Genomic DNA, 14,130 nt, shown 5'->3' with positions numbered 1-14,130 from the left:
GCAGTGTCGGGGAACTCCCGAGCCTCCCCGTAAGTGCATGAAAAAACGAAGGGAAAAACGGCGCCGCGGAGGCCGGCGAGGGTGGTTTTCGGGCCATCGATACGCTATATGATTCTCCAGTCAAACTGACCGGATTTCCCCTTTGGCCGATACCGACGACGACAAGCCCGGCGAGCCGCCGGCGCCCTCCGATATTCGTCCCGTTTCCATCCTCGACGAGATGAAGAAGTCCTACCTCGATTACGCCATGAGCGTGATCGTGGCGCGTGCGCTGCCCGATGCGCGCGACGGACTGAAGCCGGTGCACCGGCGCATTCTCTACTCGATGCATGAGCAGGGACACACGCCGGACAAGAAATACGTCAAGTCCGCGCGCGTGGTCGGCGACGTCATCGGTAAATATCATCCGCACGGCGACCAATCGATCTATGACGCGATGGTGCGCATGGCGCAGGATTTCTCCCTGCGCGTGCCGCTGATCGACGGTCAGGGCAATTTCGGCTCGATCGACGGCGATCCGCCGGCGGCCTATCGATATACCGAGGCCCGGCTGACCAAGGCGGCGCTCGCGGTGCTTGCCGACATCGACATGGACACCGTCGATTTCCAGGCGAACTACGACAATTCGGAACGGGAGCCGTCGGTCCTGCCGGCCAGGTTCCCGAACCTGCTGGTCAACGGCGCCGGCGGCATCGCCGTCGGCATGGCGACCAACATCCCGCCGCACAATCTCGGCGAGGTCGTCGATGCCTGCGTGGCGCTGATCGACAATCCAGGGCTGTCGATCGACGAACTCAACAACATCATTCCAGGACCGGATTTCCCGACCGGCGGCATCATCCTCGGCCGCCAGGGCATCCGCTCGGCCTATCATCTCGGCCGCGGCTCGATCGTGATGCGCGGCAAGGTGACCATCGATACCATCCGCAGGGATCGCGAGGCGATCATCGTCACGGAGATCCCCTATCAGATCAACAAGGCCGCGATGGTCGCGCGCATCGGCGAACTCGTGCGCGAGAAGAAGATCGAGGGCATCAGCGAGATGCGCGACGAGTCCGACCGCGACGGCTATCGCGTCGTGATCGAATTGAAGCGCGACGCGGTGCCCGACGTGGTGCTGAACCAGCTCTATAAATTCACGCCGCTGCAGTCGAGTTTCCCGGCCAACGTGCTGGCGCTGGATTCCGGCCGGCCGCAGACCATGACCCTGAAGGACCTGCTCACCATCTTCGTGGCGTTCCGCGAGCAGGTGGTGACCCGCCGAACCAAGTTCCTGCTCGGCAAGGCGCGCGACCGTGCCCATATCCTGGTCGGCCTCGCGATTGCCGTCGCCAATATCGATGAAATCATCCGGGTCATCAGGACCTCGCCCGATCCGATCACCGCGCGTGACACCCTGATGTCGCGCGACTGGGCGGCGCGGGACGTCGAGGCCATGATCACGCTGATCGACGATCCCCGCCATCGCATCAACGAAGACGGAACGATCCGGCTATCGATGGAGCAGGCCCGAGCCATCCTCGACCTGCGGCTGCAACGGCTCACGGCGCTCGGGCGCGACGAGATCTCCGAAGAGCTCGACAAGCTCGCCGCCGAGATCAAGGACTATCTCGACATCCTGCGCTCGCGCGCCCGCGTGCAAACCATCGTCAAGACCGAGCTCGCCGAGGTGAAGGCCCAGTTCGCCACCCCGCGCAAGACCGTCATCATCGAGCAGGAAGGCGAGGTCGAGGACGAGGACCTGATCCAGCGCGAGGACATGGTGGTGACCGTCTCGCACGCCGGCTATGTCAAGCGCGTCCCGTTGTCGCTCTACCGGGCGCAGCGCCGCGGCGGCAAGGGCCGTGCCGGCATGCAGACCCGCGACGAGGATTTTGTCAGCCGCCTGTTCGTGGCGTCGACGCATACGCCGGTGCTGTTCTTCTCGTCGCGCGGCCAGGTCTACAAGGAGAAGGTCTGGCGGCTGCCGATGGCGGCTCCCAACGCCCGCGGCAAGGCGCTGATCAACATCCTGCCGCTGGAGCAGGGCGAGCGCATCACCACCATCATGCCGCTGCCGGAGGATGAATCCTCCTGGGCCAATCTCGACGTGATGTTCGCGACCACAGGCGGCAACGTCCGCCGCAACAAGCTGTCCGACTTCGTCGACGTCCGCCGCTCCGGCATCATCGCCATGAAGCTCGACGACACGGAGGCGATCGTCGACGTGCAGATCTGCACCGAGCATGACGACGTGCTGCTGACCGCCGACGGAGGCCAGTGCATCCGCTTCCCGGTCACCGATGTGCGTGTCTTCACCGGCCGCACCTCGATGGGCGTGCGTGGCATCGCGCTCGCCGAGGGCGACAGGCTGATCTCGCTCGCGATCCTGCGCCATGTCGAGGCGACCTCGGACGAGCGCTCGGCGTACTTGAAGATGCGCCGCGCGGTTGCCGGCGAGGCCGCGACCGAGGAGCCGGCGGATGCCGAGGGCGAGGAGGCGTCGGATGCCATCCAGCTGTCGCAGGAGCGCTATGCCGCAATGTCGGCGGCCGAGCAGGTGGTGCTGACGGTTTCCGTGAACGGCTTCGGCAAGCGGACCTCGTCCTACGAGTACCGCACCACCGGCCGCGGCGGCAAAGGCATCGTCGCGATGAACGTCAACAACCGCAACGGCAAGCTGGTCGCCTCGTTCCCGGTCGAAGACGCCGACCAGATCATGCTGGTCACCGACAAGGGCCAGCTGATCCGCTGCCCGGTGGCCGACATCCGGGTCGCCGGCCGCTCCACCCAGGGCGTGATCGTGTTCGACACCGCCGAGGACGAGCACGTCGTCTCGGTCGAGCATATTCCGGAAGAAGAGAGCGAGAACGGCAACGGCGGCTAGTGCCGTCGGGGCCTCCCATAGTTCGGACGAAGCGAAGCGAAATCCGGGCTACCGACTGCGGCTAAAGATGCGGAACCACTTCGACGCTTGCCTTGAGCAGCGTTGAAGCCGCCTTGCCGTTAAAGAGTTCGTAGAAAAATCGCGTCTCGAAATAGTCATCGCCGACAAAGCCCTTGCTCGGCCTGTAAGCGGTGCTGGTCTCATTGTCCGCCCAGTATTTCCCGTGCTTGGCTCCGACCAGAATCTTCTGGTCATGCATCGGGCCCATCGAACCGTAGTTGATCCGGCACTCGTGGTCTTGCAGTACGGTGATCTTGACGGTGATCGTGCAGTCCGGGCAGAGGCTGATCCTTCCCACGTGGCAATTGGGATTGAAGCCACCTCTCGCCTCGGCCAGACCCGTTGACGATACCGACAGGATCAGCAGCGCAAGGTGGAAAATAACGGTTGAGGTTCGGGACATTCAAAGGCTCTCTCGGCGCGTCTTCGCCTGACGGCGAGTCTGAAGCACTTTGGGATGAGTGGGCGTTACGTTTTGTTGCAGCCGATGACGAATTAAGGACCGCGCGGGCTATGTGGCGCGCTCCAGCTCTGCCGTGAGGCCGGGCAGTGCCTCGGGTTTGCCGATCTGCGCCATCCAGCGATCACCTCATGCGTATCGTCGGCAAGCAGGATGCGGGGGATTGGGATATCGACCTTCTCGAGCAGCCCGAGGACGTGAACCTCCTTCGCCATCTTCCACTGTAGCGACGGTGGATAGACCTTGAGGATGCAGCCTGGCGCGTCGGCCACTACGATCTCGAGGATCGTGCTGATCTCGCCGCCGCGCAGCTCGATGATGTCGCGCACCAGCGCGCGCGGCGCGACGCGGGACACGATCGCCTGGGCCTGGTCGATCGAGATCGCCAGCCGGGGTTTGAGCTGAAGCGGTGGATCGTCTGACATCGCCGGAATGCGCCTCCGCTGCGCGAGCTAGGCGCGTAATCATGAATTCGCCATGTCGGCTGTCCCTTAAAACCGGACACCGCCGGGCGCCCACGGCATGTCGGTTTCGGGCCAGAGGCTGACTCATATGCCGAGCGGTTCGCCCGCTACCGGCAGCGGTCGTCGTCCGTAGCCACGGCTAGTGTCGCGGGGGATGTTACCCCTTGGCTGCGAATACGTAGCCGTTGCCATCCCTCGCCAGCGTGCCAACGTTCGGCATCAACCAGTGAGTACCCGAAATGGTGAGCTTGTCGGCGACCGCGCGATCGAAGATCCTCCTTCGCGTTTCCACCGCCATTTGTGGATCCTGATCGATCGATAGCTGCCATTCAGGATTTGTTGCAATGTGGGGCGCAAGATTGACCACGTCGGCGCTGATCAGGAACTGCTCACTGCCGGAGGCGACCAGATGCGCGACCATTCCCGGGCTATGACCGGGCACCTCAATGGCGCGCACGCCAGGCAGGAGTTCAGGTTCTCCCTCAAAAGCCCTGACGTTTTTCCAAGTCGCTACCGTAGCCTGAATGCGCCGGGCGAGGCCCTTGCGCGTCGGCCCAAGATCGAGCGAGTCGACCCCTGGGCGCGTCCACCATTTAAGTTCCGCTGCCGGTACCACGATTTCGGCATCCGGGAAGACCTGCGCATTGCTCTCATTGTTCATGAGCCCATAAATGTGGTCGCCATGAAGATGAGAAATGAGGATCGTCTTGACGGCCTTGGGGTCAAGACCCGCCGCGGCCATGCTCTCGAATAGCCGGCCGGTCCCCTCGCCATAAATCGGATGACCGCCCGTACCCGAGTCGATCAGGACCACTTGATCGCGCAGCTTGAGTGCCATGACGATAAACCGAACGGGCGCCCGATTTTCAGGAAAACCGGCACCACGCAACGCGGTCTTGACCTGTTCGACGCTGACATTCCTGACCATACCGTCCCGCAGCGGAACGTCGCGCGCGCCATCGATCAGAGAGAAGACCTCAATGTCGCCGACCTTGTATTTGCGGAATGGTTGCGTGACGGATTGCTGGGCGTAAGCCGCGTCGACAAACGTGATCGGCTTGTCGAGTCCAAAGGCGGCGCAGGCGGTGGCTGCACCAAGTGTCAGGTCGCGACGCGAGATATCGAACATCGTTCGGCACTCCCCGCTGAATGATCCAGCATATCAACGAGAACGAGCACTCCACAAGGTCGGCTTCGGATCAAAAGGCGAAATCGCTGAAGGTCGGGTGGCGTGTCCAGTTCGCCCCGTAAAGCGCACATCCCGGATTTATGAGTACACGCCCTAGATCTCGATCTCCGTGCCGAATTCGACGACCTGACCGCTGGGCACGCCGAAGAACGCCGCCGAGCGCTCGGCGTTGCGCTGCAGGAAGGCGAACATCGATTCCCGCCACACCCACATGCCCGGGATGTCCTCGCTCGGGATGATGGTTTCCCGGCCGATATAGTAGGTGACGTCAGAGAGATCGATGCCGGGCAGCCTGTTCTGCCGGCAGGCGGTCTTCAGCCCCTCATAGATCGTCGGATACTGCATGAAGCCGTAATGCAGGATGATGCGGGTGATGCCCGGTGAGATCTCGACGACGTCGGCGCGATCGTCGTCCGAGATGCGCGGCATCTCCTCGATCTGCACGGTGACCAGCAGCACGCGCTGGTGCAGCACGTGGTTGTGCTTGACGAACTGCGTCAGCGCCAGTGGCACGCCGTTCGGGGCCGAGGCCAGGAACACGGCGGTGCCGGGCAGGCGGGCCTGGCACTTGTTGACCGCGGTCTCGATCAGGTCTTCCTCCGGCTGGCGCAGCTTGCCGCGGGCCCGCTCGACCAGTTTGACGCCGCTGCGCCAAGTCATCATCAGGAACGCCACGGCGGCGGCGAGCAGCAGCGGGAACCAGCCGCCCTCGAACAGCTTCTCGGTGTTTGCGGCAAAGAAGATCGCGTCGATCACGAAGAAGAAGCCGTTCACCGCGATCACCAGGATCGGCGAATAGCCCCACTGGATCGCGACCAGCGCGGCGAGCAGTGTGGTGATCGCCATCAGCAGCGACACTGCGATACCATAGGCGCCGGCCAGCGCGTCCGAGGTGCCGAAGGCGAGCACCGCGCCGAGCGTTGCGACGGCGAGCAGCCAGTTCACCAGCGGCACGTAGATCTGCCCGATCGCGTCGCTGGTGGTGTGGCGGATATGCATGCGCGGCAGGAAGCCGAGCTGGATCGACTGCTGGGTCAGCGAGAAGACGCCCGAGATGATCGCCTGCGAGGCGATCACGGTGGCGACGGTTGCGAGCAGGACCAGCGGATAATGCGCCCAGTCCGGCGCAAGCTGGAAGAACGGGTTGTCGATCGAGGTGGGATCGGAGATCAGTTCGCCGGCCTGGCCGAAATAGTTCAGCACCAGCGCCGGCAGGCAGATCGCGAACCACGCCAGCCGGATCGGGAAGCGGCCGAAATGCCCCATGTCGGCATACATCGCCTCGCCCCCGGTGACGGCGAGGAAGGCGGCGCCGAGGATCGCAAAGCTGACATGGAAGTCCTGGTGGATCAGGAAGTTGAACGCGTAGAGCGGGCTGAGCGCGACCAGCACGGAGGGCGCTTTGACGATGCCATGGATGCCGAGGGCTGCGATCACCGCGAACCAGCCGAGCATCACCGGGCCGAAGATCTTGCCGATGAAGCCGGTGCCCTGCTTCTGCATGATGAACAGGCCGATCAGGATGACGACGGTCGCCGGCACCACCGCGGGTGCCAGCGAGGGCGCATCGACCTTGAGGCCCTCGATCGCCGACAGCACCGAGATCGCCGGTGTGATCGCGCCGTCGCCATAGAGGAGTGCGGCGCCGACCAGGCCGACCACGAGCAGATGCGCCCGCCAGGTGCCGGGCGCCGCGTTGCGTGCCGACAACAGCGCCAGCAGAGCGACGATGCCGCCTTCGCCGCGGTTGTCCGCGCGCAGGATCAGCATGGCGTATTTCAGGGAGATGATGAGGATCAACGCCCACAGGATCAGCGAGACCACGCCGAGCACGGCATCCGGAGTGAGGGCGCCGCCATGGGCTGCGGCCTTGGCGGCTTCCTTCAGTGCGTAAAGGGGGCTGGTGCCGATGTCGCCATAGACGACGCCGAGCGCACCCATCGTGATCGCGAACGGCAGCGGGCTTGGAGGGTGGCCGGAGGAGACGATGGCTGGCGTAGCGGTCACGTGAAATCCCCCGGTCTCTGGCGCCCGTCCGGTGTCCGGGCCGGGCGCCTTAGACGTTAGTCTGCGACGGCGCGTCGCAAATTACCATTGGGATTTACGTGACGGTGCTTACGCGAGGCTGACCCAGGGCTGACTACGGCGTGCGGTCGGCGGTGACGAGCCGGGCTTCGCGCACCATGGTCTTGGCGCCGACCGTGCGCAGGCAGGAGGCCTCGAAATTCGGCCAGGCCTGCTGCGAGCAATCCTTGCCGATGGCGTGGATGTCGAGGCGGTCGGCCTTGGCGAGCGGCTGCGGGGTCGAGGCTTCGACCTGCGGCGCAAAGCCGGGAAGAACGGTGAGCGCCGCAGCAATGAACGCGGCAATAGCGATGGCGGAAAGTGCCTTGATCATGACGGTCCCCTTATCTCGGGCCCCCCGGGCCCGTCGTTTCGTTGTCCAACCTGTACCGGGGGCAAGTTTCGTGGTGTCTTCGCCACACCGGAAAATGGTTTCATCCCCGGCCGGTTTGTTTCGTCGGCCCATCGGTGACGAAACATTCACCCTCATAGACGCTGGCATCCCAGGGATCGTTCACTGGACCAGCGGAAATTTATTTCGGGAATTGCAGGGAACCAGAGCCGCTTGCCGGGGCGGGCCGGGCGGGTTAGGACGGGCAATGCCCCGTATCGCGCTCTACCCAGGCTCCTTCGATCCCGTTACCAACGGCCATCTCGACGTGGTCCGGCAGGCCGTCCATCTGTGCGACCGCCTGGTCGTCGCGGTAGCCGTCCATGCCGGCAAGAAGCCGCTATTCTCCACCGAGGAACGGCTCGCCATGCTGGCCGAAGTCTGCGGCCCGATTGCCCAGGCAGCCGGCTGCGCGTTCGATTGCACCACTTACGACAATCTAACGGTGACGGCGGCGCGCACACTCGGCGCGACCATCATGATTCGCGGCCTGCGCGACGGCACCGATCTCGACTACGAGATGCAGCTAGCCGGCATGAACGAGGCGATGGCACCGGACGTCCATACCGTATTCGTGCCCGCCTCGGTCGCGGTCCGCCCGATCACCGCCACACTGGTGCGCCAGATCGCCCAGATGGGCGGCGACTTCGCAGCCTTCGTGCCGTCATCGGTCGCCGCTAGCCTGAAGGCCAAGTTCGCCGGCTGATGCCGGCTCAAGCCACACCCCGAACGTCCAGAGATCCGGAGTTTCCATGATCCGCATTCTTGCACTCGTTGCCGCGCTGTTCTGCGTCACATCGGCGGTCGCCCAACCGCTGCCCGCCGGCCTCGACAAGGCCAATGCGATCGTGATCGACACCACCAAGGGCCGCATCGTGATCAAGCTGCGGCCCGATCTGGCGCCGAAGCATGCCGAGCGGATCAAGCTGCTGGCGCGTGAGGGCTACTACAACAACGTGCCGTTCCACCGCGTGATCGACGGCTTCATGGCGCAGACCGGTGACGGCAAGAACTTCAACGGCACCGGCGGCTCGAAATATCCGAACCTGCCGGCTGAATTCTCCAACGTGCCCTACAAGCGGGGCATCGTCGGCATGGCGCGGACCAGCGATCCGAACTCGGCGAATTCGCAGTTCTTCATCATGTTCGCCGACGGCCCGAGCCTGAACGGCAAGTACACCGTGATCGGCGAAGTGGTGTCCGGCATGGACGTCGTCGACAAGCTCAAGCGCGGCGAACCGGTTCCCGATCCCGACAAGATGGTGAAGGTGCAGGTCGCATCCGACATCAAGTGACCCATGAACGCGGCGCGCAGCAAGCCATTTGCCTGGTTTGCCGCGCCGCTCCTGTGGCTCGTATTGACCGCGGCAGCTCAGGCGCAAGGCGGCCAACAAGGCGCGCAGCTCGACACCATCCGCGATGTCGTGCTGGCCATTCACCGCTGCTGGCGACCGCCACCACAGGACAAGGCTGGGCCGATCGACATCACCGTGATCGTCAGCTTCAACCGCAAGGGCGAGATCCTGGGCCATCCCAGGATCACCTATGAATCGGAAGGGGCCAACGACAACGATCGGCTGCAATACCGGATCGCCGTGATGGAAACTTTGCAGCGCTGCACGCCGTTGCCATTTACCGAAGGCCTGGGCGGCGCGGTTGCCGGACGCCCATTCGCCATCCCTTTCAGGCACACCAAATATCCACCCCGAAGCCAGGAGAAGCGAGCATGGCTGCTACCGAAAATACTCTGATCCTCGAAACCACCCAGGGTCCGGTCACGATCGAGATGCGTCCGGATCTGGCGCCGGGCCATGTCGCCCGGATCAAGGAACTGGTGCGCGAGGGCTTTTACGACGGCATCGTGTTCCATCGCGTGATCGACGGTTTCATGGCGCAGACCGGCTGCCCGCAGGGCACCGGCACGGGCGGCTCGGGCAAGAAGCTGAAGGCCGAGTTCAACAAGGAGCCGCATGTCCGTGGCACCGCCTCGATGGCCCGTGCCGCCAATCCGGATTCCGGCGACAGCCAGTTCTTCATCTGCTTCGACGACGCCTCCTTCCTCGACAACCAGTACACGGTCTGGGGCAAGGTCACCGAGGGCATGGAGCACGTCGACAAGATCAAGCGCGGCGAGCCGGTGCAGAACCCGGACAAGATCGTCAAGGCGCGCATGGCCGCCGACGCGGCGTAAGCCAAGCTCTCCGTCATTCCGGGGCGATGCGCAGCATCGAACCCGGAATCTCGAGATTCCGGGTTCACGCTTCGCGTGCCCCGGAATGACGGCAACCAATCATGCGCACCGATCTCTTCGACTTCGAGCTCCCTCCTGAACGGATCGCGTTGCGGCCCGCGAGCCCGCGCGATTCCGCACGGCTCCTGGTGGTGCATCCCGACGGCGTGCTGCGCGATGCCACCATCGCCGACCTGCCGCGCTGGCTCGAGGCGGGCGATCAGATCGTCGTCAACGACACCAAGGTGATCGCAGCACAGCTCAAAGGTCGCCGCATCGGCCGCGAGACCGAGCCGAAGATCGAGGCGACCTTGATCAAGCGGCTCGACGGCTCGCGCTGGCAGGCGCTGGTGAAGCCGGCGAAGAAACTCTCCGAAGGCGACAGCATCCGGTTTGGCAATGAGGGCAGGGTCTGCCTGCTCGGCCATCTCGACGCATCAGTCGAGGCGAAGGGGCAGGAGGGTGAGGTGACGCTGTCATTCTCGTTCCACGGCCCCGCGCTCGACCAGGCCATCGCCGAGGTCGGCATCACGCCGCTGCCGCCCTACATCGCCTCGAGGCGCACGCCCGACGATCAGGATGCGAGCGACTACCAGACCATGTTCGCGGCCAACGAAGGCGCGGTCGCAGCACCGACGGCGGGGCTGCATTTCACGCCGGCGCTAGAGGCGGCGCTGAATAGCCGTGGCGTCGGGCTGCATCGCCTGACGCTGCATGTCGGGGCAGGGACGTTCCTCCCCGTGAAGGTCGAGGAGACCGCGGAGCACAAGATGCACGCCGAATGGGGCTGCATCACCGCCGAGACCGCCTCCGCGCTCAATGCCGCGCGCGCCAAGGGCGGCCGTATCGTCGCGATCGGCACGACGTCGATGCGACTGCTCGAGAGTGCCACGACGCCCGACGGCACCGTCCAGCCGTTTGCGGCCGAGACCTCGATCTTCATCATGCCCGGCTATCGCTTCCGCGCGGTGGACATCCTGCTGACCAATTTCCATCTGCCGCGCTCGACATTGTTCATGCTGGTCTCGGCGTTCTCCGGACTGGAGACGATGCAGAAGGCCTACGCGCACGCGATCCGGGACGGCTACCGGTTCTATTCGTATGGCGATGCGTGTTTGCTGTTCAGGGCGCATGAGGCACGCGCAGATTTGTAGGATGGGCAAAGGCGCATGGCGCCGTGCCCACCATCCTCGGTGTGCTTGTGATAGTGGGCACGCTTGCGCTTTGCCCACCCTACGATTCGACAATCCATCACCGTCACCCTGAGGTGCGAGCGGAGCGAGCCTCGAAGGGTCGACGGCCACCAGTGGGGGCCGTGCATCCTTCGAGACGCGCGCGCCGCGCTCCTCAGGATGACGGGTTTGGCATTGCCGCGCCGCTACCGCCTCACGCCATCGCGTGTTCGGGCAAGAGCTCGGCGATCTGCACCGCGTTCAATGCGGCGCCCTTGAGCAACTGATCGGCCGCCACGAACATCGAGATCGAATGTCCCGAGGGGTCGCTGAGATCCTTGCGGATGCGGCCGACCAGCACGTCGTCCTGGCCGGAGGCGTCGATCGGCATCGGGAAGTAGTTCCTGGCGCGATCGTCGATCACCTTGACACCAGGCGCCTGCGCCATGATCGCGCGCACTTGATCCTCGGTGATCGGCTTCTCGCATTCGAACGTGATCGCCTCGGAATGCGCGCGCAACACCGGCACCCGCACGCAGGTGACGCCGACCGCGATCCTGTCGTCCTCGAAGATCTTGTGGGTCTCCTTGATGACCTTGGTCTCCTCGTCGTTGTAGCCGGTCTCGGGATCGATCGATGTGTTGTGGTTGAACAGGTTGAAGGCGTAGGGATGCGGCATCACCTTCGGCGTGAACACTTGTCCGTTGAGATGGGCGCGGGTCGATTCGACGAGCTCGTCCATCGCGGCAGCTCCGGCGCCGCTGGCGGCCTGGTAGGTCGAGATGATCACGCGCTTGATGCGGTTCCGCTGGTGGATCGGCCACAGCGGCACCAGCGCTGTGATGGCGGCGCAGTTCGGGTTGGCGATGATGCCCTTGTGGTCGCGGATGCGGTCCGCGTTGACCTCCGGGATGACCAGCGGCACGTTCGGATCCATCCGGAACGCCGAGGAATTGTCGACCACGACGGCGCCCGACTTCACCGCAAGCGGCGCGAACTTCTTCGAGATGCCGCTGCCGGCGGAGAACAGCGCGATGTCGACGCCCTCGAAAGCGCGCTCGGTGAGCTCCTCGATCACCACCTGCTTGCCGCGGAAATCGATGGTCTTGCCGGCCGAGCGGGCGCTCGCCAGCGCCTTCAGCTTGCCGACGCGGAAGCCGCGCTTGTCCATGGTGGCGATGAACTCGGCGCCGACGGCACCGGTGACGCCGACAATCGCGACGACGGGATCGTTACTCACTTTGTCCTCCTTATGAGATGTGGTGCAGACAACAAAAAAGCCCCGGACCTTGATCAGGCGGGGCTTCGGGTAGAGATGATGCGGTTCGACCGACTACGCGCGCACGCCTCCCGAGGCCCCGGAGGGCTTGGTGGTTTTGGTCGTGCGTTTGGTCGAGGTGATCATGGCGCGGACTTATGGGCGAGAGTTTCGCCCCCGTCAACGGCTTTCAGGCGAAATCTCGGCAGGGATGGATCGCGCTACCGAAGACGCGCGCCGGGCGGCTCGAGGATCACCTGTTTCAGATCGCTGCCCGCGACCACGACGATCACGAAATTGAGCTTGCCGCTCTCGCGGGTCAATCCGCCGCTGATCGCCTTTCCCGACGTGGTGCGTTCGGCGACACGCACGGCATCGGACAGACGCTGCCGAAGCGTCCGCAATACGGCGAGGTTGCCGCGGTCTTCGGCGCCCAAGGTCTCCAGGAGGGAGACCGTCCCGTCGCCGATCAATTCACCATTCACGGCGCTGACGGTGTATTCCCACATGCGGCCGTTGGCGACGGTCTTGACCCGATAGAAGGCGGGGTCGGATTTGCCTTCGAAGCTGACATCAGCGGTGGTCGAACCGGCATTTCGTGCCTCGGCGATGGCCATCGCCCGGCTCAGACTGACCGGCGCTACCCGAAAACTGTCGAGCTCGCGCTGAACCGCGGCGGGATCAAAGTCCGGGGCGTCGTCAGCGGTGTTGTCCGAGGGGGTCGTCGCGGCTCCGGAGCGCGCGATCGCATGCGCCGGGGAGGCGAGCGGCAGGCCGAGCAGCGCGATTGCGAGTAGCCGCGTTCCGAATGCCCAGTGCTTGAACCTGCGCAGTGGTGCTGTCGTCATCATCGAACCCGGTGCTTCGCGTGTCGACTTCATATGGCCTCGGCCGCGCAAAATCGAGAGAGCGCGGCCGACCTTTATTGGTCTCAGGTCGGCCGCCGAACGTTCAGACGGAGCATGGCGGCCGCTCCGCTGCGACGATCGAAGTTTATAAGGTGACGCGAATCCTTGGGGGACTCGGTTGCAGTGGATCCGCGTCGCTTATAATGAAACCATACGGTATCGTTTTGTTAGGGTCAAGCATCGAATTGCCGCTGTCGACGCGGGAACCCTGACGATGTCGTGAGGACTGTCAGCGCGCCGGCCGGCGGCGCGGGACGGTTTTGGATGAGGCGCCGGTGCCGGCGCGATCCGGCGGTCCGAGGGCGCCGGCGAGAAACAGCCGGATCGAGACTTCCATGCGTTTCTCGGCGGCTTTCAGGTCGATCGGCATGCCGAACGTCGCCATCCGGTGGGTGTGGCCGACCACCATGTTGAGAAAGGTCTCGGCCGCGATCGTGGTGTCCTCGAGTGCGAGGCCGCCGCCATCGACCAGATGGTCGAAGAACTCGGCCGTGGTGGAGACCGCCTTCGACCAGCCTTCGTCGACCGCGAGCTTGGCGATCTCGGGGAAGTTGATCGCCTGCGCGGTCAGTATCCGGCTGAAGGCGATCGAGTCCGCACTGCAGTTCAGCGTCAGCAGCTGGCGCCCAAGGTCGATCAGGCGCTCCTCGACCGAACGGTCCGATCGACCATCGACCCGCATTTCGCCGGCCGCCGCGGCGAGCGGGGCGAGCCAGCGCGCGATCTCACGCCGCAGCACCGCGGTGAACAGGCCGCGCTTGTCGCCGTATTGGGCATAGACGGTGGGCTTGCTGACGCGCGCGGCCTCGGCCAGTGCGTCGATCGAGGTGGCGTCGAAGCCGCGCTCCAGGAACAGGCGGGTGGCGACCTCGATCAGCCGCTGGTCGCGCTCGATCGCGGCGTCCCGGGTCGGCCGGCCGCCGCGCGACTTCGCCTCGCCGCGTTTGCCTGCCTTGCCCCTGGTTGCGGTCAATTCCATGCCCATCGTTTCTCGTTTTGCCCGTTGGACGGGTCTGTTTGGTCTATACCCCGCTCATCACGGATTCGTCGAATCGGGCCGCGATCTGC

Annotated in this window: 14 protein-coding genes; 6 read left to right on the top strand and 8 right to left on the bottom strand. The window is 64.4% G+C overall.

Annotated elements, in window-relative coordinates; translation table 11 throughout:
- The first annotated feature begins 142 nt into the window (after window positions 1-142).
- Window positions 143-2,866 (top strand): DNA gyrase subunit A, encoded by a 2,724-nt coding sequence (gyrA, locus tag IC762_RS19070; RefSeq protein WP_195783807.1) that lies wholly within the window; start codon window positions 143-145, stop codon window positions 2,864-2,866.
- A 61-nt stretch (window positions 2,867-2,927) separates the two neighbouring features.
- Here the strand turns inward: gyrA and IC762_RS19065 are convergent, their stop codons facing one another.
- From IC762_RS19065 to IC762_RS19045, 5 genes are all read right to left on the bottom strand, one after another.
- On the bottom strand, window positions 2,928-3,329 hold the full coding sequence (locus IC762_RS19065) for a hypothetical protein (RefSeq protein ID WP_195783806.1): 402 nt from the start codon (window positions 3,327-3,329) through the stop codon (window positions 2,928-2,930).
- A gap of 92 nt (window positions 3,330-3,421) precedes the next feature.
- Entirely contained in the window at window positions 3,422-3,811 is a 390-nt protein-coding gene (locus IC762_RS19060; protein ID WP_246801088.1) for a hypothetical protein, read from the bottom strand.
- 196 nt (window positions 3,812-4,007) lie between these two features.
- Complete coding sequence (locus IC762_RS19055) at window positions 4,008-4,979, bottom strand: MBL fold metallo-hydrolase (protein ID WP_195783805.1); 972 nt, start codon at window positions 4,977-4,979, stop codon at window positions 4,008-4,010.
- 153 nt (window positions 4,980-5,132) lie between these two features.
- The gene (locus IC762_RS19050) at window positions 5,133-6,986 is read right to left on the bottom strand and encodes a potassium transporter Kup (RefSeq protein ID WP_195790192.1); all 1,854 of its coding nucleotides are present in this window, start codon (window positions 6,984-6,986) and stop codon (window positions 5,133-5,135) included.
- A 193-nt stretch (window positions 6,987-7,179) separates the two neighbouring features.
- Entirely contained in the window at window positions 7,180-7,437 is a 258-nt protein-coding gene (locus tag IC762_RS19045) for a hypothetical protein (protein WP_195783804.1), read from the bottom strand.
- Between the two features lie 265 nt (window positions 7,438-7,702).
- Between IC762_RS19045 and coaD the strand changes: the two genes are divergently transcribed.
- From coaD to queA, 5 genes are all read left to right on the top strand, one after another.
- The gene (coaD, locus tag IC762_RS19040; protein ID WP_195783803.1) at window positions 7,703-8,200 is read left to right on the top strand and encodes a pantetheine-phosphate adenylyltransferase; all 498 of its coding nucleotides are present in this window, start codon (window positions 7,703-7,705) and stop codon (window positions 8,198-8,200) included.
- 46 nt (window positions 8,201-8,246) lie between these two features.
- On the top strand, window positions 8,247-8,789 hold the full coding sequence (locus IC762_RS19035) for a peptidylprolyl isomerase (protein WP_195783802.1): 543 nt from the start codon (window positions 8,247-8,249) through the stop codon (window positions 8,787-8,789).
- 3 nt (window positions 8,790-8,792) lie between these two features.
- Window positions 8,793-9,245 (top strand): hypothetical protein, encoded by a 453-nt coding sequence (locus IC762_RS19030; RefSeq protein WP_195783801.1) that lies wholly within the window; start codon window positions 8,793-8,795, stop codon window positions 9,243-9,245.
- Window positions 9,221-9,685, top strand: a complete 465-nt coding sequence (locus IC762_RS19025) for a peptidylprolyl isomerase (protein WP_195783800.1) — start codon at window positions 9,221-9,223, stop codon at window positions 9,683-9,685. The genes IC762_RS19030 and IC762_RS19025 overlap by 25 nt, the downstream gene beginning before the upstream one ends.
- 101 nt (window positions 9,686-9,786) lie before the next feature.
- Window positions 9,787-10,878, top strand: coding sequence for a tRNA preQ1(34) S-adenosylmethionine ribosyltransferase-isomerase QueA (queA, locus tag IC762_RS19020; RefSeq protein ID WP_195783799.1), 1,092 nt, complete (start codon window positions 9,787-9,789; stop codon window positions 10,876-10,878).
- A gap of 232 nt (window positions 10,879-11,110) precedes the next feature.
- On the opposite strand, the gene IC762_RS19015 is transcribed toward queA, so the two are convergent.
- The 3 genes from IC762_RS19015 to IC762_RS19005 all read right to left on the bottom strand — a co-directional run bounded on the left by IC762_RS19015 (window position 11,111) and on the right by IC762_RS19005 (window position 14,047).
- Window positions 11,111-12,136, bottom strand: a complete 1,026-nt coding sequence (locus IC762_RS19015; protein WP_195783798.1) for an aspartate-semialdehyde dehydrogenase — start codon at window positions 12,134-12,136, stop codon at window positions 11,111-11,113.
- Window positions 12,137-12,375: 239 nt separating this feature from the next.
- Complete coding sequence (locus IC762_RS35295; protein WP_246801086.1) at window positions 12,376-12,771, bottom strand: PepSY domain-containing protein; 396 nt, start codon at window positions 12,769-12,771, stop codon at window positions 12,376-12,378.
- A gap of 520 nt (window positions 12,772-13,291) precedes the next feature.
- Window positions 13,292-14,047 (bottom strand): TetR/AcrR family transcriptional regulator, encoded by a 756-nt coding sequence (locus IC762_RS19005; protein WP_195783796.1) that lies wholly within the window; start codon window positions 14,045-14,047, stop codon window positions 13,292-13,294.
- Between the last annotated feature and the right edge of the window lie 83 nt (window positions 14,048-14,130).

The sequence above is a fragment of the Bradyrhizobium genosp. L genome, assembly GCF_015624485.1.
Classification (GTDB): Bacteria; Pseudomonadota; Alphaproteobacteria; order Rhizobiales; family Xanthobacteraceae; genus Bradyrhizobium.
This window is presented reverse-complemented; position numbering and strand designations above follow the sequence as displayed.